Raw genomic sequence first — 22,540 nt, 5'->3', positions numbered from 1 at the left:
TGACTGTACGGATCTGGCCCACACACCCGCTGTAAGGGGCCAGATCCGTCCGCTTGATCAAGGTCAGCGCCAGCCGGCGGCCGGCGCCACGTGTTGGACGATGTTGCCCAGCAGCTTGGCGTTGTAGTCCACGCCCAGGTAGTTCGGCACGGTCAGCAACACCGTGTCCGCGGCCTGCACTGCCTGGTCCGCGGCCAGCGCTGCGGCGATCTTGTCCGGCTCGCCGATGTAGCTCTTACCGAACCGTGCGCGGGTGCCATCCAGCACGCCGACCTGGTCATGCTGGTCGGTCTGTCCGCGCAGCCCGAAGTAGCGGCGGTCCTCGTCGTCCACAATCGGCATCACGCTGCGGCTCACGGACACGCGCGGGGAACGGGCATGGCCGGTCTGCTGCCAGGCTTCGTGGAACAGGTGGATCTGTTCGCCTTGGAGCTGGTCGAACGGCACACCGGTGTCTTCGATCAGCAGCGTGGAGCTCATCAGGTTCATCCCCTGCTCGGCGGTCCAGACCGCGGTGGCCCGGGACCCGGCGCCCCACCAAATCCGCTCGGGCAGCCCCGGTGAGACCGGCTCCACCGGGAGCATGCCGGTATGACCGCCCTGCATATGGTTGGGGTCCGCCGGAACCATTCCCGCTCCGGTGATGGCGCGGCGGAACACCGTGGTGTGGCGGCGGGCCATGTCCGCGTCGGTCTCGCCCTCGGCCGGCCGGTACCCGAAGGCAGCAGGGCCGTTCAGCGCCGGCTCGGGCGACCCCCGGCTGATGCCCAACTGCAGGCGGCCGCCGCTGATCAGGTCCGTGGCAGCGGCTTCTTCGGCCATGTACAGCGGATTTTCATAACGCATGTCGATCACGCCGGTGCCGATCTCAATCCGGCTGGTCCGCGCGGCGATGGCGGCCAGCAGCGGAAAGGGCGAGGACTGCTGGCGGGCAAAATGGTGCACGCGAAAGTACGCGCCGTCCACGCCGGCCTCCTCCGCGGCCACGGCCAGGTCGATGCTCTGCAGCAGGCCCTCCGCAGCGGTGGGGACGGGCGAGCCGACAGCCGGGCTCCAATGGCCGAACGAGAGAAATCCTAGACGCTTCACATCCGGCTCAACACCGCGGCTGCCCCGCTGATTCCGTTCAGCTGGTTCCGTCGCGCGACGTTCGGTATCCGGGCGGCCCTGTCTGGGCCGAAGGCCGCGTCAGACACTTTGGGCTCAGAGAAGCCGGAGACGCTAATGAACAGTGTCCTCACCCCGTGCATGTATGGCATCTTGGTCGCTGTGTCCTCTACGAGATCGGCGGCAGCCCCTTCCAGAATTCTCTTCTTCGGCGTTACGGGCAGCGGTAAGTCCTCCGCTGCCCGTGAATACTCTGCGCGGTCAGGCTTACCGGAGTTTTCAGCTGACGATGACATCGGATGGCTACCCGGATGGAAGCAGCGCAGCGTCGAGGAACAACGGGAGATTGCCGGAAAAATCGCTTCTGGGGACCTTTGGATCCTCGACACCGCCTATGGAGCGTGGCGGGACATCGTCCTGTCCCGTGCGGAGTTGGTTGTTGCCCTGGACTACCCCCGCTGGCTGTCCTTGGCGCGAGTAGTGCGTCGGTCAGTCCTGAGGGCTCTAACAGGCCAGAGTGTCTGCAACGGAAATACCGAATCACTGAGCCAGCTCTTCACCAAGGATTCAATCGTTCGATGGCATTTTCAGTCGTTTCCGCGCAAGCGGCGGCACATAAAGATCATGCAGACAGATCCGGCCATGCCGCCCGTTGTAGTGTTCCACCGCCCCACGGACCTGGAGGTCTGGCTGTCACAGGTACAGCGGCGCTTATGAGCTCGCCGCCGTGGCGTCGGGGCCACGGTGGGCGACGATATCGAGTAGCCGGTCGACGAGACGTGCCGCCTCCGCCTCGGTCCTCGGTTCGGTGAATAGGGCATAGAAGTACAAGGGCGCCACGACCAGCTCCAGAAGTTCCGTTAGCGTTGGCACCGCTTCGCCGCGCTCCTCCGACTGGTCGAGCATCAATTGCAGCTGACGCTCGCGTTCGACGAAGGCCGGCGAAGCCTTGCGCCGTTCTCCCGGATGGATCTCCAAGACCACGGCCCGGAGGATCAGCGGAACGTTCCCATCCCTCAGCGACTTCGCGACCGCCGCGGCGTAAATGTGGAGGTCGTCGCGCAAAGAACCGGTGCGGGGAAGCGACGCGGTCGAGGCCGACCACTCGTTGACCACGTCATTCAGTAGGGCTGACATCGTCCCCCACCTTCGATAAATCGTGGCTTGGTGCACCCCTGACACCTCGGCCACCAGCGGGACGCTCAGCTCCTCCCACGAGCGCGCTTCCAACAGCTCTAGCACTGCCGTGTGGACGGCAGAGCGCACACGTGCCGACCGCCCTCCTGGTCGCTGCATGGTTCGTCCGTGATCCATGCCCGAATCATAACGCGAATTTCCTTGCATTAATTTCCACGCCCAGCGTATAGTCACTACCGCGAGGATCTTCGCGTTACCGAGAAATCGAGGGTTGCGTCATGACGTCGACGAATCGATCAGCAACCGAGGCCGCTGATGGTGCCCGTGTTGGGCGGCCGATACTGGCGTACTGGCCCTTAGCGTTGGGATTGGCCGCTGCCATGTTTCAGATCGTCACCGGGGTGGCCGTCGGGGCGGTGGCCATCACGGTGGCGGCGGCGGCTAGCTGCTACCTGGCCGCAGCCGCGCTGGGGCGACCATGGATCGGCTGGGCCGCGATCCCCGTCGCGTCGATCGTGGTCACCGTCAGCGAGATTGCCGGCATCTCCTGGTGGGTGGGGTTGGCGGGCTTCGCGGCCGTGCTGGTCGTGGTCGGCGTGCTGCGCCGGGCCCAAATCCGTCCCCTCACCGCCCAGGGGCTGGCGATGCTCGGCTTCAGCTGCGTGGCCGTCGTCGCCGTCCTGGTCGCCCCACGTCTTGGTCTCGTTCTAGCCGGTGTCGCATTGGCCAGCCACGCCGCTTGGGACTACGTGCACTGGCGGCGCAACACGGTGGTCCCGCGGTCGCTGGCCGAGTTCTGCTTTGTGCTTGACATCCCGTTCGGGGTCGCGGCCATCGTGCTGGCCATCGTCGGATGACCGCCCTGCCACTCCTCCTACGGGCAGACGCATCACGGCACGGCGACTCTTGCCTACGGGTTGCACGCACGCTCACACTGACGTCGTGCATATCCCACGTGCCGCCCATCCAAACTGCGAAGGACCGCCTGAACATCTGTTCGCCGAATGCCGACTCACAGGAAGCTGAAACCATGCGGAAACTGACCTTCGCCATGAACCTGAGCCTGGACGGCTACATCACGGCGCCCGGCGGCGACCTCGGCTGGAGCGTGCCGAGCGACGAGCTGTTCCAGTGGTGGTCCGACCGAGTGGCGGCCACAGGCCTTGCACTGTACGGGCGCAAGCTCTGGGAGACGATGAGCTCCGATTGGCCGACCGCCGACCAGCAGCCCGGCGCCACACCGGGGCAGATCGAGTTCGCCCGCCGCTGGCGCGACATGCCGAAGGTGGTGTTCTCCTCGACGACCAGCGCAGTCGACTGGAACACCCGCCTGGTCAGCGGCGATGCTGTCACCGAGATCACCCGGCTCAAGACCGAGAATGGCGGCCCCATGGACGTCGGCGGCGCCACCCTCGCTGCGGCGGCCATGCGGGCCGGGCTGATCGACGAGTACGCGCTGGCCACCCACCCCGTCCTGGTGGGCGGCGGCACGCCGTTCTTCACAGCCCTGGACGACTGGGTGAACCTGGATCTGGTGGAGACCCGGAAGTTTCCCGGCGGCGTGCTCCTGACGAGGTACGTGACCAGACGCTGAATACCCGGGGTGTAGGGGGAACCTCCACCCGAGCGGCTACACCGGGGCCAGCTCCGTTTCGCCAGCGTCGGCATAGAACCGCGAACCCGGTGTTCCTCGGCCGTTTATCCGTCGACGGCCTGCCAGGCGGTAACGGCCACGGCACCGCCGTTGACAATATCCAGCGCCACCGGCAGTTTCTCCCGGTCGGTGCCCGCATACGGCGCCACCAGCACGGCACCGGCCGGGGTGTCGCCTGCCGTGGCCATCGCATTCCAGCCCAGCACTGCCCGCGCGGAGGCTCCGGGCTGCAACATGACCGGCTCCAACCCGGGGTCGTCCGTCATGAAGGTACCGCCTCGGAAAACCAGCACACTCATCGCGGACCCGCCCTCGTCGTCGAATGCAATGTCCGGGTAGCGCGCCAGCAGGCAGGCCGCTTCGCCGGTGTTGCTGATCCGCAGTTCCTGCGCGCGGTGTCCCGTTGCGGCATCGCCCCCTCCCAGAACGACGGCGGTGTCCCCGCCCGTGCACCACGGCTCGCCTTCGGGGGTGGGTGATTCCGGTGCCCCGGATTCAACGGCTGCCGAGACCAGCGGCGAACCGTAGATCACAGGCTCGGGCAGCGGTTCGGCAGCCGGCGGCGCCGGCGCTGCAGCCTGATTCGCGTTCTGCGCCAGCGGAAAGGCGGCGATCAACAGCACCGCGAACAACACAGCCGGGACCGGCCGGAGCCAGCTCGGAAACCCCGGTTCGCTCCGGGTAGCGGAGTCGACCAGGTCTGAGGAGGCGGCTTGACGCAGCAGCGGGCGGGCCGCCAGGACGGCCGGCAGCCATCCCCAGGCCAAACCCCAATATGCTGCCGTCGATACCGCCGGCACCACCGGGCTGGCCAGTTGCAGCAATCGGGCAGGCGGCCAGTCCGCGGCGATCCCGCCGAGGGCAACCAGCCCGCCGGTCGCTGCCGCAGCGAGAATCACAATGAACCACAGCGCCAGCGTCAATGTGCCGCGGCGCAATCTTGTGGCCGCCGTGGTAGCGCCGTCGGCAGCGGCGGTGGCGAGCGGCGCCAGGGCGAAGGTCGCGCCGCCGACCGCGAGGGCGGCGACCAGCACCGCCGCCAACGGCCAAGGCGCCACCGATGATGCCAGCCAGGCCGGCAAGGTGGCCGGAAAGACCAGACCGACCACGCTCATCGTCAACGGTCGCCCGCTGGCCGCCAACAGGGCAAAGACCCCGCTGGTCAGCAACCACACCGCCGAAGAAGCCACGGCAAGGACCAGCGCCGCGCGCCGTCGGGAGCTAGCCGGACGGCGGGAAGTGGGCGCCGCGCGCCGGGACTCAGTCACGGGGCAAGCGTAGTCGAGGCCGCTTAACCGCCGCGGTAGGCCGCCCGCCGCAGCCACGACCCACCGCCGTCGTGCCAGGTCTTTGGCTAGCTGCCGTGCGGGACCACCACGGCCCGGCCGGAAATTTCGCCCGCCTGCAGCTTGCGGTAGGCCTCCAGCGCCTCCTCCATGCCGAAGCGCTGGACCTCCGGCACAATCTGGCCCGCCTTGTACATGTCCACCACTTCGTGCAGGTCCTCGATGGTTCCCCAGTAGGTGTTGGTCACAACCGACTCGTACGGGTTGGTGAAGAAGCTCCATTCAAGGGTGCCGCCGGCGATCCCCACAACGGTCAACCGGGACAGCCGGGCCATCGAGGCGGCGGCCGTCTTGACGGTCGGGCCGACGCCCACAAAGTCGAAGGCGGCATCCACGCCGCGGCCGCCGGTGATCTCACGGATCCTTTCCGCCTGCCCCTCGCCGCCGGGCACGGTCACCGCGCCGGCCTCTTCGGCCTTGCGCATCGCGTCTTCCTTCATGTCCGTGGCAATCACCGTGGCACCGGTCAGCGCCTTCAGGATCTGGACGGCGATCTGCCCCAGCCCGCCGAGTCCGATCACCAGCGCATATTTGCCGCCGCCGGCCAGCTGCGGCAGCGACTGCTTGATGGCGTGGTACGGGGTCAGCGCCGCATCGGCCAGCGGCGCTGCCGCCACCGGGTCGGCGTCGCCTAAGGGCACCAGATTCCTCGCCGGCACGCTCACATACTCGGCCATCCCGCCGTCGCGCCCCAGGCCCACGCCGAGGTACGGCAGCTTGGCAGCGTTCTCGCAGTAGGTGTCCTGGCCGCGCGAACAGGCCTTGCAGTGCCCGCAGCCGATCGGTCCATAGACCAGATAGGCGTCGCCAAGGTTGAACCCTTCAACACCTTCGCCGAGTTCCTCCACCCAGCCGGAGTTCTCGTGCCCCAGCGTGAAGGGCGGCGGCACGGCACCCGGTCCGCCGGCTTCGAAGTCGTTGTAAATCGCCACATCGGAATGGCAGGCGCCGGCGCCGGCCACCTTCAGCAGCACCTCACCGGCCCGCGGTTTCGGCCGCTCCACGTCCTTGATCGTGGGGAACGTCTTGAATTCCTCGAACACTACAGCGCGCATGCTCCACTCCTTCGATCGGTTCTGATGATGCCCCGTCAGCCACCCTACGCACCGCCGGAATTAGTCAGCAAGCTGTCTTTTGTGTAGCGTGGGCCGTGAGGCCGTCACGAACCCGCAATGGCGGGGCCGGCCCGATTCCAAAGGAGGCAATGAATGCAGACCGTGGAAGAAACCATTGATGTAGCCGTTCCGGTCCGTACCGCGTACGACCAGTGGACGCAGTTCGAATCCTTTCCCAACTTCATGTCCGGAGTGGAGTCGGTGACCCAGCTGACCGACACCACCAACCACTGGAAGACCAAGATCGGCGGCGTGGAGCGCGAGTTCGACACCGAGATCGTTGAGCAGCAGCCGGACCAGCGCATCGCCTGGCGCAGCATCGACGGCAAGTCGCACGCAGGCGTGGTCACGTTCAGCCAGCTCGGTGCCGAGAGTACCCAGGTGTCCGTCCGCTTCGAATGGGACCCGGAAACCTTCACCGAGAAGGCCGGCGCGGCCCTGAACCTGGACGACAAGCAAGTGAAGTCGGACATGAAGAAGTTCAAGGAGTTCCTTGAAACCCGCGGCACCCAAACGGGCGCCTGGCGTGGCGAAGTGAGCGACAGCGGCCCCACCGGCACGCAGCTCTAGACCCTCGCCACTCCCCATAACGACGGCGGTGGGCCGGCTCTTGGAGCCGGCCCACCGTTGTCGAATCCCGCCAAGGCACCTTCACACCCGGAGCAGCAGGAGAATCACGGCCCGGTCCGGCCCCATGACCACAGCACCGGCTCCGGTTGCTGACCGTCGTCGTCCGCGCCGGACCAAAGGCCCTCCCCCAGCACCAGCGGCCGGGCAGCGCCCAGGTTGTATTTCAAAACTTCGCCCACGAGGAGAACGTGGTCGCCGCCGTCGTACACGTTCCACGGTGCGCACTCGATCGTGGCGGCGTTGCCGCTCAGGGCGGGGACGCCGCCGTCGTTCCGCCACGCGAGGCCGGAAGCCGAACCGCGGGCAAGGCTGCGCGCGGTGTCCGCCTGGTCTTGCGAGAGCACGTTGACCGCGAACGTGGAATTGCCCAGCACGCGCCGCGCCGCGGGGCTGCGCCACAGAGTGACTTGGATCAGCGGCGGATCCTGCGACACCGGGCCGGCAGCACTGGCCCGGACGGCGCAGGGCACCCCGTCTCCGCCGTTCACGGTCACGACCGTAGCCGCGCTGCCCCAGCCGGCAAAGGCTTCCATCAGCCCCCGTGCGTCAACGCCGGGCAGGGCAGAGTGCGGCAACATGGGTCCTCCTGGCGACGGGACGGCCGGCTAGACCGCGGGGTCCAGGACGAAGTCGTACGTGGTCTGCACGCCGGTGCCGGATTCGGCCGGCTTGATGTCAAGCATCAGTTCCGGCTTGACCGCGGTAGCGATGTCGTCCTCGTTGTGCGGGTCGCCCGGGAAGTACAGCTGGGCGGTCAGCAGTTCGTAGCCGGGTGCGGAGACCTTCAGGTGCAGGTGGGCCGGACGCCAGGCATGCCAGCCGGCGGCGGCGATCAGCTGGCCGCACGCGCCATCGGTAGGGATCTGGTACGGTGCCGGCTGCATGGTGTCGATGTGGAAGTTGCCCTGCTCATCGGCAATGAAGGAACCGCGCAGGTTCCACTCCGGAATGCCTGGAGCGAACTGGGAGTAATAGCCCTCTTCGTCTGCGTGCCACAGTTCGATCTTGGCGTTCGGCAGCGGGGAGCCGTCCGTGGAGCGGACCTGGCCCTGGAAGAGCAGCGGGGTGCCCTTTTCATCCGGGCGCATGCTGATCTTCGCCGGCGACCTCTGTTCCGGAGCCTCGGGGATGTAGTACGGCCCCTCGATGGAGCCCTTGTTGCCGTGGCGGTGGCTAGTGGCCACGTCCTCCACCGAGTGCTCGACCCAGACGTCCAGGAACAGTGGCCATTCGCCGTCCTCGCCCACCTTGATCAGCCAAGCTTTGAAGGCGTTGTACTCGTCATACGTCACGCGCTCTTCGAGCACGATGTTGTTGACGGCATTGACCAGCTTGCTGGCCAGCAGGTTCACCCGCTCTTGGCTGGCGTGGACCGCGGAGGTTTTGCCCGACTGGCGGAAACGGTCGGTAGCGGCGTTTCCGGAGGCTGCTGCGCTGGCGGTGGATTCGATGGACATGGCGCTCCTTCGTGGAGTGGTGGTGGTTGAGGCGGGGTGTCGGCGGCGAAAGCCGGCGGTGATATGGGTCTCAATGTAGGCCCGGGGCATCGTCGAGGGAAATACCTATCGGGCCGTCATTGGGACCGGTTCAATATGAATCCCTCGGCGGTCACTTGATGGAGTTGGGGTGCTTGGCCAGCGGCGTGACCTTGATTTTCATGTAGGGGTACATCGGGAAACCGCTGAGAATTTCGTGCAGCTCGTCATTCGAGGCGACGTCGAACAGCGAGTAGTTGGCGTACTCCCCCACGACGCGCCAAATGCCGGCAAACCGGCCGTCCCGCTGCAGGGCCTGCGAGTACTCTTTCTCCAGTCCCTGAAGCCGGGTGACCTCCTCTGCGGACAGGTGTGCGGGGAACTGGACTTCCATTCGGGCGAGGAACAGCATCGGTGAATTCTCCTGGGTGTTTGGTGAATGGGTCAGGACAAGCGGTACTTGGCGAGTTTTCCCTCGTCGATGGCAGCGCCGACGCCGGGCACATCGCGGACGGAAATGTTTCCGTTTTCAATCCGGATGGGCTCGGCCAGCAGATCGTCGGCCATGTCCAGGAAATTGGACAGCTCCCCGGCACGCCGGCTAGTTGCCTCATGGGCGGCACCGAAAGTAACCGTGGCCAAGGAACCGATCTGGGTGTCGATCTGGTTTCCCATGGTGACGTCCACGCCCAGCCCGGTGCACAGGCCCAGGATCTGTTGCGCCTCGGTAAACCCGCTGCGGGCCGTCTTGATGCAGATCGCGTTACAGCCCCCGGAAAGCAGCTCACGGGAGACGTCCCCGGCGGTGGGGACGGATTCATCTCCCACCACCGGGATGGGAGATTTCTCCACCAACCGGCGTCGGCTCATGGCTTCCTTCGCATCGCAGGGCTCCTCCAAGAGGCTCAGGCCGAGGCCTTCGGTGCGGCGCAGGACTTCTAGGGCTTCATTCGCGGTCCAGCCGCGGTTGGCATCCAGATAAATATCGACGTCCTCGCCGAGCCCTTCCCGAAGCACATGGCACGCCTCAATGTCCAGGCCCAGCGGCCGGCGCCCCACCTTCAGCTTGAACGTGGTGATCCCGTACTCCTCGCCGAATCGCAGGGCCTCGTCCAGCAGTTCCTGGGCCGGACGGAAGCCCAGCATGTGACTGACGCGCATGTGGTCCGTGTAGCCGCCGAGCAACTTGTGAACGGGGGTCTGCATGGCCTTCCCCATCAAGTCCCAGAGGGCGATGTCCAGCGCGCCCTTGGCCACCTGGTTGTGGATGGTGCGGTTCAGCACTGCATGGATCTTGCCACGGTCCAGCACATCCAAGCCGGTCACCTGCGGGGCGAAGACCTGTTCCACGATGGCCACGATCGAGGCCTGGGTCTCGCCGTAGGTATACGGCCGCGGCGGCGCATCCGCCACCCCCACCAGCCCGGTGTCCGTGTGGACGCGCAGGAGCACGTGGTCCGCCGTCGTCACCTCGCCGCTGGCGAACTTCAGCGGGTGCGTGTAAGGGATGGCGTAGGGGATGGCCTCAATCCGCTCAATCTTCACGTGCGGTTCCTTCCGGGACAGTGGATGTTTCGAACAGGTCTACAAAGTTTTTGATCAGCGGGGAGTCGCTGCCGCGCCGCCATGCCAGCGCCAAATCCACCGCCGGGGCGTCGCGCAGTGGGCGCAGCACCGTGCCCTGCAGGGCAAAGACACGGCGCGTCATCGGCACCAGTGCCAGCCCCATGCCCGAGGCGACGAAGGCCAGCAGGGTGGATGTTTCGCTGGCTTCCTGCACAATCCGGGGCCGGAAGCCGACTCGGCGGCAGGCGTCCATGAAGATGCCGCACACCGCCGAGGTCCGCGGATAGGAAACGAACTTCTCACCGGTCAGGTCGGCCAGCTCCAGCGACCCGTGTGACGCCAAGGGATGGTCTTCCGGAAGCGCAACGACAAGTTCGTCCTGCTCCAAGAACTTCAGCTCAAGCTCTCCGGATCGCACCGGCGGACGCAGCACGGCGACATCAATGCGGTTTTCTTCCAGCGCCTCTTCCAAGGCAGGAGTGAGCATTTCACCCAACACATGGAGCTTCAATCCCGGCAGCCGCCTGCCGGCCGTCTCGACGATGCGCGGCATCAACCGATAGGTGGCCGATCCGACCACGCCGACCCGCAGCACGCCACTGGCGCCCTGGCCGACCAGCTTCACGTCCTGTCCCAGCTGGTCGAGCTCGGCCAGCAGCCCGCGTGCGCGGACCAGCAGCAGCTCCCCCGCCGGCGTCAACTCCACCTTGCGGGTGGTGCGGACCAGCAACTGGGTGCCCAGCTGTTCCTCGAGCTGTTTGATCTGGTGCGAAAGCGGCGGCTGGGCCATGTGCAGGCGAAGCGCGGCACGGCCGAAGTGGCGTTCCTCGGCCACGGCCACGAAGTATCGCAGCTGGCGTGTCTCCATGCCGGGCCTCCTGTCCGTTCCGGGCGCAGCCTCGTCGCTGGCTTCTGACCCACTTTAGGCCCGGGAATTAGGCAGGTAAAATACTTAGTTTTGCACCACTGATACATGCTGCGTATCAATCCCTGCCTGACGTAGTGCCGCCGGTCATGCCCCTTCGCGGCCGAGGCAACACAGGGCTGGGGTGGGAACTATGACTCCGGACGTATCAATGGGGCCCAAATAAGTACTTCTGTTCGCCAAGTCACCTGACTACGGTTATGTGGTCCCCGTCGCACAACCAAGGACGATTGATGTCACAGGAAACCCAGGACCGCCCCGAGGCGGCCGAAGCGCGCCCCGGCGTCGACGCTGAACAGACCACAGCCCCCGAGACCCGCACCGGCAGGAAGCTCGCAGCGCTGCTCGCCGGGCCGCTGGCCGGGCTGGCCCTTTTCTTCATCCTGCCGGATTCGCTGGCGTTCGAAGGCCGCGCCGTCGCGGGCTGTGCGCTCTGGATGGCGATCTGGTGGATGACCGAAGCCGCCCCCATACCGGTGACCTCGCTGCTGCCGCTGGTCCTCTTCCCGCTGTTCGGGATGGACAGCATGGCGAATGTTGCCGCGCCCTACGCCAACCCGGTGGTCTTCCTGGTGATGGGCGGAGTGATCCTGGGCCTGGCCACGGAGAAGAGCAATCTGCACCGGCGCATCGCGCTCCTGACCATCCGGGCCGTCGGAACCCGCCCCGCGCAGATCGTCCTCGGCCTGATGGTCGCCTCGGCCATGATCTCGGCCTGGGTCTCCAACACCGCCACGGCCGTGATCATGGTGCCGATCGGCGTCTCCATCCTGCAGTTAATCCGCAACATCGACCGTGACGCGGTGGACGCCAAGTTCGCCGCGGCCATGATGCTCGGCATCGCCTGCGGCGTCACCATCGGCTCCATGGCCACCCTCATTGGCCAGCCGCCCATGGCCCTGATGGCCGCCTACCTCGGTTCGGAACAGAACTACGAGATGCAGTTCGGCCAGTGGATGCTGGTCGGTGTGCCGTTCGCTGCGGTCATGCTTTTCATCGCCTGGTTCGTGCTGACCAAGCTCGTCTTCCGTACCCGGCTGGAGCAGATTCCCGGCGGGGCACAGCTCATCCGCGACGAAATCGCGAAGCTTGGGGCCATGACAACCCCGGAGCGGCGCGTCGGCGCGATCTTCCTGGCCGCCATTTTCTGCTGGGTGGCAGTGCCCTTCATCGCCCAAATCCCCGCAGTCGCCCAGGCCCTGCCCTTTCTCGCCACCATCTCGGACACGCAGGTGGCCATGGGCGCCGCCATCGCCTGCTTCCTGGTCCCGGCCAACAAGCGCTCGGCAGGCAAGGGATCGGCACCGCTGCTGCAGTGGTCCTCGGCCCGCGACATCCCGTGGGGTCTGCTCCTGCTGTTCGGTGGCGGCCTCTCGCTCTCTGCCATGTTCACCTCAACGGGCCTGTCAGAATGGATCGGCAACCAGGTCGGCGGGCTGAACGGTATGCCTCCGGTGGTCATCGTGCTGGTCGCCGCGGTGGTCGGCCTGGGTCTTACCGAGCTCACCAGCAACACGGCTACCGCGGCGGCATTCTTCCCGATCATGGGGGCCGTGGCCGTGGGCGTCGGCGTCGATCCGCTCCTGATGACCATCGTCATGACCCTCGCTGTCTGCTCGGCCTACATGCTGCCCGTGGCCACGCCGTCGAACGCGGTGGCCTTCGGTTCCGGCGAGGTGTCCATTAAGCAGATGGTGCGGGCCGGCCTCTGGCTGAATCTCGTCTCCCTGGTCCTGATCGTGGTGGCGCTCTACACCCTGCTCCCGTTGGTCTTCGGCGTCAGCCTTTAGACCTCGCGCCGCGGCAGAGCCCGCATAACGACGGCGGTGGGCCGGCTCTGGGTGCCGGCCCACCGTCATGTGCAGCGCCGTCTGCCTGGCAGTTCCCTGAACCGGTCCTCCCCGACGATCCTGGACACGGTGTACCTGCCGTACATGTTCTACTCCGCCTACTCCTTCAACGCCGGCCACAGCTCGGCACAAGGCAGCGTCGATTCTTCGCGCAGCAGCGGCAGCGCCACTGGCTATGGCAGCAGCGGCGGGTCTCCGACTCGGGCAGTTCGTCCAGATTCTAGGACTTCCGATCGGGCAGCTTGAGGTCTTGACGACGTCGCAGACGTGAGTATATTTAAGACATCCCTTACATAAGGAGTTGCTTACATGGCAGGGAGTCAGGATCAGCTAAGCGTGGTCTTTGCCGCGCTGGCGGATCCCACGCGCAGGGCCATCCTGTCCCGGTTGCGGCAAGGTTCGGCCACTGCCGGCGAACTCGCGGAACCGTTCCACATCAGCCGGCCCGCTGTCTCACAGCACCTACGCGTGCTGGAAAAGGCCGGCTTGATTGAACGGACCGCCACCGCGCAGTGGCGAAATTGCACCCTCCGCACCGAACCCTTGGACGACGTTTCGGCCTGGATCGACCACCACCGAGGTCTCTGGAACGAGCGCTTTGAATTGTTGGACGAGCGGCTCCGCGAACTCAAGGAGAAGGCCGAAAATGACTGAGCAAACCGCTACCCAGGACAAGCAGTTCACCATCACCCGGATTTTTGACGCACCGCGCGAGAACATCTGGCGCGCTTGGACCGACCCGGACGAAGCCGCCCACTGGTGGCACCCTCGCGAAGTCGCCAGCCCGCGCGAGTTCATTCGGATCGACGCGACCGTCGGCGGCACCTATGAATATAAGATGATCGCTCCCGACGGCAGCGAATATCCCACGGCCGGGCAGTACCTCGAAGTGGTGGAACCGGAACGGCTCGTCTTCACGTGGGCTTCGCCCGGCGACCGGGTTGAAGATTCGCCGGTCATTACTGTGCAGCTGGCCGAGCTCGAAGGCGGCCGCACCGAGATGACCTTCCACCTCCGCGGCATTGCTGGCTTCGCCGGAGATAACAATGTCTTCGACGGTTGGAGCGAGGCGCTGGACATCCTCGCGGAGCAGCTCGGCTGACTCCTCACTTTGACATCCCCCATGACGACGACGGTGTCCGGCCACGGCCGGACACCATCCAGCATGAAGCGGGTGTCCGGCTTCTGACCCACGAGCCTACGGAAAGGGGCGCGGAGGCCCCGCCGATGTAACGATCGGTCACACAGGTGGTCGGGCAAAATTTCTCGGGTTTTTTCGACCATTTCCGAGGAAACCGGTTTACTGTAGGCCGCAGGGGATTTCGCCAAGCAGCCAATGGGGGCAATCATGCGGAAAAATCAGGAACGGCACGACGACACTTCATCCGAAACGATGGAGCGGATGGGCCCAAAGCCCCTGCACGGGATGGGCAGGGACATCGGCATGCCGAACTTGGCCGCCGCACAGATACCAGGGCCGGGAACCGCGCATGTTGTGGCGGGCGAGGACCGACGACTGCCGGACGACGCAGCTGATCCGATGGAGCAAGCAGGCCACCTGCAACAGCCGCGCCGGAACCGCAGTTGGATTCCCTGGAGCCGCGGAACCGGCCGGCACCGCCTGGCCTAAGAGCGCTTTGTCACAGTGGGGTGGTCAGCCGCCGCGTCTTGGCTGAATGCCTCAAGGCGCGCCTGCATCTCCCAATAGGGGGTGGCGGACGGCAACTGGCCGCCGTCGCGCAGCACGGTCGCAACGTTGACGGCTGCATCCACGGCGGCGCGGTACGGCAGGGAGCCCGTACTCACCCGCCGGATACCCAGTTCCCCCAGCTTGGCAACGGTCAGCGAGGGATGTGCCAGCACATTGACCGGCAACCCGGTCCCGGCGGTGATGCGCCGGATGTCCTCAGGGTCTGCAAGTCCGGGAACAAAGATTCCGTCGGCCCCAGCGTCAGCGTAGGTTCGAGCCCGGAGCAGTACAGCGTCCACCGTTGCTTGCTCGGCAAACCAGAAGTTGTCCACTCGTGCGTTGACGAAGACGTCCGGGGTGCGGTGTTTGATGGCGGCGACCTTGGCGGCCAGGGCAGACCGCTCCACCAGATGCCCAGCCTTGCTGTCCTCGATGTTGATCCCGGCCACGCCGTGGGCCGCCAATTCCGCCACATAGCCGGCAACCTCGTCCGGGTCGTCCGCGTAGTCGTCCTCGATATCCGCCGAGATGTGGACCGGCAACCGAGCCAACTGCGCCACCAGGGTCTCCGTTGCCGTCTTGCTGGACCCGCCTCCGTCGGGCTGGCCCGTGCTGGCCGCAATGCCGAAGCTGGTGGTGCCGACGGCGGGGAACCCTGCCTCCGCAAAGGCCAGAGCCGAACCGACATCCCACGCGTTCGGCAGCAGCAGCGGCGTACCCGTGTGGTGAAGTTCCAGAAAAGTGGCCATGTCAGTCCGCCCCGGGCCGTCCGTCAAAGGTGAATTCCCGCCATCCTACAAGCGGGGCCAACAGGCGCAAGCGACCCTCACGCTTGGAGCCCGATGAATGACTAGGACAGCACGTCCTTGGTGCTGAAGCGGCCGTAGGCGAGGGCGCAGAAGACGGCGATGTAGCCGCCTTGGAGAAGGGCGTTGCCGCCGAAGGCATCCCAGGAGATGGGCTGGCGGAGCAGGTCGGCGAAGTCAAGCCAGTGGTAGGTGAACAGCCAGGGGTGCAGCCAGTCGAGCTGCGGCAGGGCGCCGACGATCTGGGTGACGACGGCAAGCACCGCCGTCGTTGCCATCGCCCCGACCGGGACTTCGGTGAGGGTGGAGATGAAGAGGCCGATGGCGGCCAGTCCGGCCAGCGACAGTGCGACGTAGGCGGCAACCAGCAGCAGCCGGATCAGGGATTCACCGACGCCGATGGTGTCACCGGACAGCAGCGTCACCGGCCCGGTGCCGAAGAGGATGCTGCCGATGACCGCGCCGGCCACCACGATGGCGAGCGCGGCCGCGATGCAGAAGACGACGGCCGCACCGTATTTGACTGCCAGCAGCCGCAGCCGGCCGGCCGGGGCGGTGAGCAGGTAGCGCAGCGTGCCGTGGCCGGCCTCGCCCGCGATCGTGTCGCCGGCCACCACGCTGATGGTCAGCGGCAGGAACAACGGGATGGAGACCACCAGGCCGGTCAGCGCGACGAACAGGCCGTTCTGCGTGATCTGGTTCAGGAACGGCGGGCCGCCGCCGGGCCCGCCCTCGTCGGCAGCGAGCCGGACGACCACGGCAATGAGCACCGGGACGGCGGCCAGGGCCAGCAGCATGGCCCAAGTCCTAAGCCGCCGGAACAGCACGCTGAGTTCGGAGCCGAAGAGCGCCCAGCCGGCGGATCGCTCGCCATTGGCAAGCGGAGTCGTTGATGGGCGGGGGCTTCCCCCTGATTCGCTGTACATCTCGGTGATGCGGGGACCAGCCTGCTCATTGGCGGCCGCCGCGGGAACAGACTGCGCGTCACTGGACAACGTCGAACCCCTCCCCCGTCAGTTCCACGTACCGGTCCTCCAGGCTGCCCGCCTCCACCACGAACCCGCGGATCCGCACCCCGTCCGCCACCAGCGCGGCGGCGATGTCCTCGGGCAGCAGCTCGGGACGGTTCATCGGAGTGCTGACGTGTCCGTCGAGTGCCGCTTCAGGACCTTCGGGTTCCAGGCCGAGCCGGCGAAGCACGCCGCGGGCAGCCTCGGTGTCGGGCGTCTGGATGCTCAGGTGGGTCAGGCCCACGCGGCGCAGTTCGTTCAGGGTCCCCTGCGCCACCAGCTGGCCGGCGCGCATCACGGCGGCGTGGCTGCAGATCTGTTCCACCTCGGAGAGCAGGTGGCTGGAGACGAACACCGTGGTTCCTTCGCCGGCCAGCGAGCGCACCAAGCTGCGGACCTCACGGGTACCCTGCGGATCCAGCCCGTTGGTGGGTTCGTCCAGTACCAGAAGTTGGCGAGGCATCAGCAGCGCGTTGGCGATGCCCAGCCGCTGCTTCATGCCCAGCGAATAGGCACGCACCTTCTTGTTGGCCGCATGCGTCAGCCCGACCCGCTCCAACGCCTCGCCGGTCCGGCGGCGGCGCGTTGCTGCCGGGGCGTACCGGTCGGCGGTATCCAGCCGGTGCAGGTTCGCGGCGCCGGAGAGGAAAGGGTAGAACGCCGGGCCTTCGATCAGTGCCCCTACCCGCGGAAGCACGCACCGCAGCGACCCGGGCATGTCCTGGCCGAGGATCCGGATGCTCCCGCCGGTGGCGCCGGCCAGCCCGAGCATCACCCGGATGGTGGTGGTCTTCCCGGAGCCGTTCGGGCCCAGGAAGCCGAAGACCGAGCCGTGCGGCACGGCCAGATCGAGGGAGTCGACGGCGGTCTGCCGGCCGAAGCGTTTGGTCAGTCCGGAGGTTTCGATGGCCAGCGCGGCAGAAGTGCCGCTGCCGTTCACCGGCCCTCCGCGGCTGCCTGCAACTGCCCCAGCGGAACGGAGCCGGCGAAGACGCGGCCGTCGTCGGTCAAGTAGACGTTGACCAGCGACGTGGAGATCAGCCGGCCGCCGTCCACTGCTTGCGTGGCCTGGGCCAGCAGCGGAGAATCCGCCCAGCCGTCCGGCAGAGCCGCCGCGGGAACTTCCGTCACGGTTTCCCAGCCGGTGCCGTGCTTGGTGACCTGATCCCGAGCGCCCGCACCACCGTCGTTGCCTTTGTGCTGAGGCATCTTGGCGTCCGGGCTGTGCTGCGGCACCGCGTGCTCGGTCACGGTGGCGCCGGCCGGCGGGGTGAAGTCGAACAGGTTGGCGTCCGGCGCCCCGAGGGTCAGCTTGGTGTAACCCAGCTGGAACGCCGGCTCCTGCTGTCCGCGTGCCTGCACTTGGACGTTCAGCGGCAGGCCGGTCTCGGCGTCGATGGCCACCACCATGGACCCGACCAGCGTTTCGGTACTGTTGGGCTCCACCACCAACTGGTACGCGCTGCGGCCGGCGACCGAGGTGTCGTTGCCGACGGACACCCTGGATTCCGGCGTGATGTTCTGCAGCAGGTGATCGGAGAGACGCTCCGGCGTGTACTCCTCGGCTCGCGGGGAGGCGCCGCCGTCGGATTTTTCCCCCGTGCCAGCCGGCAGGGTGAGACGGACAGCCTCGTTCTTCTTCGAGTCGTAGAACCAAGCCGTGCTTCCGTTGCGGATCACGTCACGCTCGGCAAAGCGGTCGAAAACCTGCAGCCGCGCCCGGTCCGGGCCGTCCAGATAGACGCGGGCGGAGTGGGAGCCGGTGAGCAGTGCGAGCGCATCCGCCACCTGGCCGCCCTCGCCCGCGGGCTTGTCCTGCGGCAGTTCGGGAAGCCCCAGCGCGGAATCCTGCACCACCGTCCCGGCCAATTCCCGGACGTCGCTGCCCGCCGCCATCTCCAGCAACTGCTGCGGAGTTTTATCCGGCAAATCGGCGGCGGCGTTGGCCTGCAGCGAACCGGTGAGCACGCCGCCGGCAATCACGGCAGGCACGACGGCGGCTGGCACCCACCGCTTCCAGGTCCGGGCCATGTCACATCACCTTCCGATGCTGAAGCGCTGGGTCCCAGACTACGCCCGCCGGACGCCGCGGTCACTGGGCAAGCGAACCCGGACCGTTGGACGGCACTCGGCGAACTTGGCGCGGCGGCCGGGATCGTGATGTGCATGTGCTTGTACCCGCCCGGGGCCCGTGTTGTAGTTGACGCACGCAATGAACATACGGATACTCCGCGGCTCGGCGGCGAACCTGCCGGCGCTGTGGACATCCTGAAGCCGGCCAATACCCAGGCCGGCAGCCGGAGGAGTGAGTGACGATGGTTGTGCAGCGCTTGTTGCCAACGGAGGAAGCGCAGGACCTGCTCGAACTGGTGCGCGACCTCGCCGCCCGCGAACTGATGCCGCAGGCCGCCGCAGCCGAAGAAGCCGAACGGTTCCCGCGCGAGGTCTTCCGGACGCTGGGGGAAGCCGGGCTGCTCAGCCTCCCGTACCCGGAAGAGTTCGGCGGGGGCAGCCAGCCGGCCGAGATCTACCTGCAGGTCCTTGAGGAACTCGGCGCGGCTTGGAGCAGCGTGGCCGTGGGCGTCAGCGTGCACGCCCTCTCCTGTTTCCCGCTGGTTCACTTCGGCAGCGATGCGCAGCGCAAGACCTGGCTGCCGGACATGCTCTCGGGCGAAACTTTGGGCGCCTATTGCCTCTCGGAGGCGCACGCCGGCTCCGATCCGTCGGCGATGCGGACCCGGGCCGTGCGGCACGGCGACGGCTATCTGATCCGTGGCGCGAAGGCCTGGACCACGCATGCCGGCCAGGCCGACTTCTACACGGTCATGGCCAGGACCTCCGACGATCCGCGGCGCGGGGTCTCGTGCTTTCTGGTGCCGGCCGACGCCGCCGGACTGACGGCCGCGCCGCCGGAACACAAGATGGGCCTGACCGGCTCCACCACGGCCACCATGCATTTCGACGACGTCCACGTTGCCGCCGACCGGATGATCGGCGAGGAAGGCCAGGGCCTGGCCATCGCTTTCGCCGCGCTCGATTCCGGCCGGCTGGGCATTGCCGCTGTGGCCACCGGGCTGGCGCAGGCCGCGCTGGACCTGGCGGCGTCCTACGCCAACGAACGGGAAGCGTTCGGCAAGCGGCTGATCGAGCACGAGGGGCTGGCCTTCCTGCTCGCCGACATGGCCGTGGAAACGGAGACCGCGCGCGCCGTGTACCTATCCGCCGCCCGGTTGAAGGACGCCGGACTGCCGTACGGCCGGGAGGCCTCGATCGCCAAACTGGTGGCGACGGACAATGCCATGAGCGTGACCACCAATGCGGTGCAGGTGCTGGGCGGGGCCGGCTACACCCGGGACTTCCCGGCGGAGCGGTACATGCGCGAGGCGAAGGTGATGCAGATCTTCGAAGGCACCAATCAGATCCAGCGCCTGCTGATCTCCCGCCAACTCACGCGGTAACCCCTCTGCCCTCGCCCCGTGTGGGGGCTACATCCGGTTCTTGGTCCGGGCGGTGGCCGGCGCCGTCCACGGGTCCTCCGGCCACGGATGCTTCGGGTACCGGCCGCGCATTTCGGCGCGCACCTGGGCATACGGTCCGGACCAGAACGACGCCAGGTCGTCGGTCACGGCCAGCGGCCGGCCCGCGGGCGAGAGCAGGTGGAACAGCACCGGGACCCGGCCGTCCACCAGTCGGGGCGTATCCGCCCAGCCGAAGCATTCCTGCAGTTTCACCGCCACCACCGGGCGGCCGGCGCCATCCGGTGCCGGGTAGTCGATCCGCACCCGCGAGCCGCTGGGCACCTGGAGGCGCTCGGGCGCCAAGTCATCGAAGCGGGCGGCGTCGGGCCAGGGCAGCAGCCGGCGCAGCGGTTCGACCAGGTTCACCGCCGCGGCCGGCTTGCCGCCGGCCAGCGCCTCCAGTTCCGGCGAGAGCCAGTCGGAGAGCCGGGCCAGCAGTGCCGGTTCCGCAACATCCGGCCACGGCTCCCCCAACTCGCGGTGCAGCAGGGCCAGCCGGCTGCGCAGCGCCTCGGCCTGTTCCGACCAGCCGATGATGCCCAGCCCGCCAAACTCCAGCGCGCGCGCCACCGCTTCCCGGCCTTCGGCCGCCGAGGCTTTGACCGGCGTCGAGGACAGCACAATCGCCCCCAGCCGGCGTTCGCGGCGGGCGGCCACCCTGCCCGCGTCGAACCGCGCCTCCACCCGGTCGCTCAGCAGCGTGCCCGCGGCGGCTTCAGCCGTGTCCTCCTCAAGCGGGGCCGCGGCACGGATCACCGCCCCGGTCCCGGCGGCGTCGCGGCCCTGAGCCCGGGACACTTCGGCCACGGCCAGCCATTCGTGGCCGGCCAGCGAACTGCCCGCGGGCAACCCGGCACGGGTCCCGGACGCCAGCAGGTAGGTCTGGCCGGCACCGCCGGTGACGCGGCGGGCGACCCGCTCGGGGAAGGCCAGCGCCACAATATGTCCCGCAGTTTCCGCCGTGCCCACCGGTACACCGCTGCGGGAAGGCACGACGGCGGTGCCCTCCTGCCGTGCGATCTCCGCCAGCCGCCGTGCCTCCTCGCGCCAGCGCCGGGCTGCCGGGTCGCCCCGGCCGGCGGAGCGGAGGGACGCCAGCAGCCTGGCCAGGTCGGCGCCGGGCGCGCGTTGGTCTCCGGCCACCAGCGCCACCACGTCGGCGGCGCCCTGCGGCCCGGCGACCGCCGCGCCGTCCAACAGCGCCCGGCCCAGCCGCGGGTCGGCCGGTACCCGGGAGAGCGTCCGGCCCAGCCCGGTGGCCCGGCCGTCGTCGTCGATGGCACCCAGATCGTGCAGGGTGCGCAGCGCATCCGCCATGGCCGCGGCCGGCGGCGGGTCCGGAAGCTGCAGCCCCTCGCCGCCGGGGGCGCCCCAGCAGGCCAGCACCAGGGCGGCGGCGGTGAGGTCGGCGACGGCGATCTCCGGCGTGGGGTGCGCCGGGGCGGCACCGAAAGTCTTTTGGTCGTAGCAGCGCAGCACCATGCCCGGCCCCTGGCGCGCGGCGCGGCCTGCGCGCTGCTCGGCCGAGGCGCGCGAGGCGGAGACGGTGACCAACCCGGACATCCCCCGGGCGGCATCCCGGCGCGGTTCCCGCGACAATCCGGAGTCAATGACCAGCCTCACTCCGGGCACCGTGAGCGAGGACTCGGCCAGCGAGGTGGAAACGATGACGCGCGCCGCGCCGCCGGGTTCCCGCCCGGAGACGGCACGGTCCTGCGTGGCGGCATCGGCCTGGCCGTGCAGTTCCAGCACCTCGGTGTTCCGGATGCTGGCCTCAGTGGCACCGGTGCGGCCGCCGGCGTTGCGAACCTTGTCCCGGATCAGCGCCGCCACCTGCTGTACTTCCCACGCCCCGGGAACGAAGACCAGGGCATCCACGGCGGGATCGCCGGCGAGAGCTTCGGCATGGGCGGCTGCCGCGGTGGAGGCAATGTGGTCCAGGAAACCACGCGCCACGCCCCGCTCGTCGAGGCGCGGTCCGGCCGCAGGCGCCCACCGGACCTCCAAGGGGTGCAGAGCGGAAGAGCAGTCGACCACCGGAGCCGGCCCATCGCCGTCGTGCGCGCCGATCAGGGCCGCGAAGCGCGGCGCATCCAGGGTGGCGGACATCGCCACCAGCGTGAGCTCCGCGCGCAGCTGGCGCACCTCGCCGAGCATGCCCAGCAGCAGGTCGGTTTCCAGCCCGCGCTCGTGCACTTCGTCCAGGATCACCGCGTCCGTGCCCTCCAGGCCGGGGTCGGAGAGCAGCCGGCGCAGCAGAATCCCCGGCGTGGCAAACTCGACCAGGGTCTGCGCCCCGGCCTGGCGCTCGCCGCGGACCGTGTAGCCGACTCGGCCGCCCAGCTTGCTGCCGTCCAGGAAGGCCAGCCGCCGTGCTGCCGACCGGGCCGCGACCCGACGCGGCTGGGTGACCACGATCCGCGGCTGGCGGCCGGCCGCGGTTCCAGCCGCCAGGTTCGCCACCAGCGGCGGCACCAGCGTGGTCTTGCCAGTGCCGGGCGGAGCCTGTACGACGGCGGTGCCGCCCTGAAGGGGCTCCGTTGCGGAAGTGCCGGGCGCGGAAGCCGCCGCGCCCGCCGTCAGCGCCGTGGCCAGATCGTCCACGGACCGGGCGAAAACCAATCCCGCGCCGATGGTTTCCAGATTGAACGGCCGGAACCGGCTGCGTGGAGGTTCGGTGGTGCGGGAGGCTGGCTGGGTCACCCTTCCAT

General features: G+C 67.8%; 22 protein-coding genes. 8 read left to right on the top strand and 14 right to left on the bottom strand.

Annotated elements, in window-relative coordinates; genetic code table 11:
- Positions 1-63 precede the first annotated feature (63 nt).
- Together AB0N75_RS16565 and AB0N75_RS16560 are read right to left on the bottom strand one after the other, a co-directional pair.
- Positions 64-1,089 carry an LLM class flavin-dependent oxidoreductase gene (locus tag AB0N75_RS16565; RefSeq protein ID WP_364652043.1) on the bottom strand — a complete coding sequence of 342 codons (1,026 nt, stop codon included), beginning with the start codon at positions 1,087-1,089 and terminating at the stop codon, positions 64-66.
- A gap of 729 nt (positions 1,090-1,818) precedes the next feature.
- Positions 1,819-2,403, bottom strand: coding sequence for a TetR-like C-terminal domain-containing protein (locus AB0N75_RS16560; protein ID WP_364652051.1), 585 nt, complete (start codon positions 2,401-2,403; stop codon positions 1,819-1,821).
- Between the two features lie 221 nt (positions 2,404-2,624).
- Between AB0N75_RS16560 and AB0N75_RS16555 the strand changes: the two genes are divergently transcribed.
- Both AB0N75_RS16555 and AB0N75_RS16550 read left to right on the top strand, forming a co-directional pair.
- Complete coding sequence (locus tag AB0N75_RS16555) at positions 2,625-3,101, top strand: hypothetical protein (RefSeq protein ID WP_364652042.1); 477 nt, start codon at positions 2,625-2,627, stop codon at positions 3,099-3,101.
- A 173-nt stretch (positions 3,102-3,274) separates the two neighbouring features.
- Entirely contained in the window at positions 3,275-3,838 is a 564-nt protein-coding gene (locus AB0N75_RS16550; protein ID WP_364652041.1) for a dihydrofolate reductase family protein, read from the top strand.
- Positions 3,839-3,942: 104 nt separating this feature from the next.
- Here the strand turns inward: AB0N75_RS16550 and AB0N75_RS16545 are convergent, their stop codons facing one another.
- Together AB0N75_RS16545 and AB0N75_RS16540 are read right to left on the bottom strand one after the other, a co-directional pair.
- Entirely contained in the window at positions 3,943-5,166 is a 1,224-nt protein-coding gene (locus AB0N75_RS16545; protein WP_364652040.1) for a DUF4232 domain-containing protein, read from the bottom strand.
- 86 nt (positions 5,167-5,252) lie between these two features.
- On the bottom strand, positions 5,253-6,299 hold the full coding sequence (locus AB0N75_RS16540; RefSeq protein ID WP_364652039.1) for an NAD(P)-dependent alcohol dehydrogenase: 1,047 nt from the start codon (positions 6,297-6,299) through the stop codon (positions 5,253-5,255).
- 153 nt (positions 6,300-6,452) lie between these two features.
- Between AB0N75_RS16540 and AB0N75_RS16535 the strand changes: the two genes are divergently transcribed.
- Positions 6,453-6,929 carry an SRPBCC family protein gene (locus AB0N75_RS16535; protein WP_364652038.1) on the top strand — a complete coding sequence of 159 codons (477 nt, stop codon included), beginning with the start codon at positions 6,453-6,455 and terminating at the stop codon, positions 6,927-6,929.
- Between the two features lie 104 nt (positions 6,930-7,033).
- Here the strand turns inward: AB0N75_RS16535 and AB0N75_RS16530 are convergent, their stop codons facing one another.
- The 5 genes from AB0N75_RS16530 to AB0N75_RS16510 form a co-directional block, all read right to left on the bottom strand.
- The gene (locus AB0N75_RS16530; protein WP_364652037.1) at positions 7,034-7,567 is read right to left on the bottom strand and encodes a flavin reductase family protein; all 534 of its coding nucleotides are present in this window, start codon (positions 7,565-7,567) and stop codon (positions 7,034-7,036) included.
- Between the two features lie 27 nt (positions 7,568-7,594).
- Complete coding sequence (catA, locus tag AB0N75_RS16525; protein WP_364652036.1) at positions 7,595-8,446, bottom strand: catechol 1,2-dioxygenase; 852 nt, start codon at positions 8,444-8,446, stop codon at positions 7,595-7,597.
- 151 nt (positions 8,447-8,597) lie between these two features.
- Positions 8,598-8,876, bottom strand: coding sequence for a muconolactone Delta-isomerase (gene catC / locus AB0N75_RS16520; RefSeq protein WP_364652035.1), 279 nt, complete (start codon positions 8,874-8,876; stop codon positions 8,598-8,600).
- Between the two features lie 32 nt (positions 8,877-8,908).
- The gene (locus tag AB0N75_RS16515; protein WP_364652034.1) at positions 8,909-10,009 is read right to left on the bottom strand and encodes an enolase C-terminal domain-like protein; all 1,101 of its coding nucleotides are present in this window, start codon (positions 10,007-10,009) and stop codon (positions 8,909-8,911) included.
- Positions 9,999-10,898, bottom strand: coding sequence for a LysR substrate-binding domain-containing protein (locus AB0N75_RS16510; protein ID WP_364652033.1), 900 nt, complete (start codon positions 10,896-10,898; stop codon positions 9,999-10,001). The genes AB0N75_RS16515 and AB0N75_RS16510 overlap by 11 nt, the downstream gene beginning before the upstream one ends.
- Positions 10,899-11,188: 290 nt before the next feature.
- Here AB0N75_RS16510 and AB0N75_RS16505 point away from each other — a divergent pair, with 290 nt between their 5' ends.
- The 4 genes from AB0N75_RS16505 (at position 11,189) to AB0N75_RS16490 (ending at position 14,435) form a co-directional block, all read left to right on the top strand.
- Positions 11,189-12,745, top strand: a complete 1,557-nt coding sequence (locus AB0N75_RS16505) for an SLC13 family permease (RefSeq protein WP_364652032.1) — start codon at positions 11,189-11,191, stop codon at positions 12,743-12,745.
- Positions 12,746-13,114: 369 nt separating this feature from the next.
- Positions 13,115-13,459 (top strand): metalloregulator ArsR/SmtB family transcription factor, encoded by a 345-nt coding sequence (locus AB0N75_RS16500; protein WP_364652031.1) that lies wholly within the window; start codon positions 13,115-13,117, stop codon positions 13,457-13,459.
- Positions 13,452-13,907 (top strand): SRPBCC domain-containing protein, encoded by a 456-nt coding sequence (locus AB0N75_RS16495; protein ID WP_364652030.1) that lies wholly within the window; start codon positions 13,452-13,454, stop codon positions 13,905-13,907. Before AB0N75_RS16500 ends, AB0N75_RS16495 begins: the two co-directional genes overlap by 8 nt.
- 246 nt (positions 13,908-14,153) lie before the next feature.
- Positions 14,154-14,435, top strand: coding sequence for a hypothetical protein (locus AB0N75_RS16490; RefSeq protein WP_364652029.1), 282 nt, complete (start codon positions 14,154-14,156; stop codon positions 14,433-14,435).
- Here the strand turns inward: AB0N75_RS16490 and AB0N75_RS16485 are convergent.
- The 4 genes from AB0N75_RS16485 to AB0N75_RS16470 form a co-directional block, all read right to left on the bottom strand.
- The gene (locus AB0N75_RS16485; protein ID WP_364652028.1) at positions 14,432-15,244 is read right to left on the bottom strand and encodes an isocitrate lyase/phosphoenolpyruvate mutase family protein; all 813 of its coding nucleotides are present in this window, start codon (positions 15,242-15,244) and stop codon (positions 14,432-14,434) included. The genes AB0N75_RS16490 and AB0N75_RS16485 overlap by 4 nt on opposite strands.
- A 101-nt stretch (positions 15,245-15,345) precedes the next feature.
- On the bottom strand, positions 15,346-16,296 hold the full coding sequence (locus AB0N75_RS16480; protein WP_364652027.1) for an ABC transporter permease: 951 nt from the start codon (positions 16,294-16,296) through the stop codon (positions 15,346-15,348).
- On the bottom strand, positions 16,286-17,251 hold the full coding sequence (locus AB0N75_RS16475; protein ID WP_364652026.1) for an ABC transporter ATP-binding protein: 966 nt from the start codon (positions 17,249-17,251) through the stop codon (positions 16,286-16,288). The genes AB0N75_RS16480 and AB0N75_RS16475 overlap by 11 nt, the downstream gene beginning before the upstream one ends.
- On the bottom strand, positions 17,248-18,342 hold the full coding sequence (locus AB0N75_RS16470) for a hypothetical protein (RefSeq protein ID WP_364652025.1): 1,095 nt from the start codon (positions 18,340-18,342) through the stop codon (positions 17,248-17,250). Before AB0N75_RS16470 ends, AB0N75_RS16475 begins: the two co-directional genes overlap by 4 nt.
- Before the next feature lie 284 nt (positions 18,343-18,626).
- Between AB0N75_RS16470 and AB0N75_RS16465 the strand changes: the two genes are divergently transcribed.
- Positions 18,627-19,769: an acyl-CoA dehydrogenase family protein gene (locus tag AB0N75_RS16465; protein WP_364652050.1), complete on the top strand. Its 1,143-nt coding sequence runs from the start codon at positions 18,627-18,629 to the stop codon at positions 19,767-19,769.
- Between the two features lie 27 nt (positions 19,770-19,796).
- Here AB0N75_RS16465 and hrpB read toward each other — a convergent pair whose 3' ends face one another.
- The gene (gene hrpB / locus AB0N75_RS16460) at positions 19,797-22,532 is read right to left on the bottom strand and encodes an ATP-dependent helicase HrpB (protein ID WP_364652024.1); all 2,736 of its coding nucleotides are present in this window, start codon (positions 22,530-22,532) and stop codon (positions 19,797-19,799) included.
- Between the last annotated feature and the right edge of the window lie 8 nt (positions 22,533-22,540).

It is taken from the genome of Arthrobacter sp. NPDC089319 (genome assembly GCF_040684925.1).
GTDB lineage: Bacteria > Actinomycetota > Actinomycetes > Actinomycetales > Micrococcaceae > Crystallibacter.
This window is presented reverse-complemented; position numbering and strand designations above follow the sequence as displayed.

Bases quoted from the DNA above. Each gene is read 5' to 3' on its own strand.
- AB0N75_RS16560 (WP_364652051.1), bottom strand. From the start codon at position 2,403: ATGCAGCGACCAGGAGGGCGGTCGGCACGTGTGCGCTCTGCCGTCCAC.
- AB0N75_RS16555 (WP_364652042.1), top strand. From the start codon at position 2,625: ATGTTTCAGATCGTCACCGGGGTGGCCGTCGGGGCGGTGGCCATCACG.
- AB0N75_RS16550 (WP_364652041.1), top strand. From the start codon at position 3,275: ATGCGGAAACTGACCTTCGCCATGAACCTGAGCCTGGACGGCTACATC.
- AB0N75_RS16540 (WP_364652039.1), bottom strand. From the start codon at position 6,299: ATGCGCGCTGTAGTGTTCGAGGAATTCAAGACGTTCCCCACGATCAAG.
- AB0N75_RS16535 (WP_364652038.1), top strand. From the start codon at position 6,453: ATGCAGACCGTGGAAGAAACCATTGATGTAGCCGTTCCGGTCCGTACC.
- AB0N75_RS16530 (WP_364652037.1), bottom strand. From the start codon at position 7,567: ATGTTGCCGCACTCTGCCCTGCCCGGCGTTGACGCACGGGGGCTGATG.
- catA (WP_364652036.1), bottom strand. From the start codon at position 8,446: ATGTCCATCGAATCCACCGCCAGCGCAGCAGCCTCCGGAAACGCCGCT.
- catC (WP_364652035.1), bottom strand. From the start codon at position 8,876: ATGCTGTTCCTCGCCCGAATGGAAGTCCAGTTCCCCGCACACCTGTCC.
- AB0N75_RS16510 (WP_364652033.1), bottom strand. From the start codon at position 10,898: ATGGAGACACGCCAGCTGCGATACTTCGTGGCCGTGGCCGAGGAACGC.
- AB0N75_RS16505 (WP_364652032.1), top strand. From the start codon at position 11,189: ATGTCACAGGAAACCCAGGACCGCCCCGAGGCGGCCGAAGCGCGCCCC.
- AB0N75_RS16500 (WP_364652031.1), top strand. From the start codon at position 13,115: ATGGCAGGGAGTCAGGATCAGCTAAGCGTGGTCTTTGCCGCGCTGGCG.
- AB0N75_RS16495 (WP_364652030.1), top strand. From the start codon at position 13,452: ATGACTGAGCAAACCGCTACCCAGGACAAGCAGTTCACCATCACCCGG.
- AB0N75_RS16490 (WP_364652029.1), top strand. From the start codon at position 14,154: ATGCGGAAAAATCAGGAACGGCACGACGACACTTCATCCGAAACGATG.
- AB0N75_RS16485 (WP_364652028.1), bottom strand. From the start codon at position 15,244: ATGGCCACTTTTCTGGAACTTCACCACACGGGTACGCCGCTGCTGCTG.
- AB0N75_RS16470 (WP_364652025.1), bottom strand. From the start codon at position 18,342: ATGGCCCGGACCTGGAAGCGGTGGGTGCCAGCCGCCGTCGTGCCTGCC.
- AB0N75_RS16465 (WP_364652050.1), top strand. From the start codon at position 18,627: ATGGTTGTGCAGCGCTTGTTGCCAACGGAGGAAGCGCAGGACCTGCTC.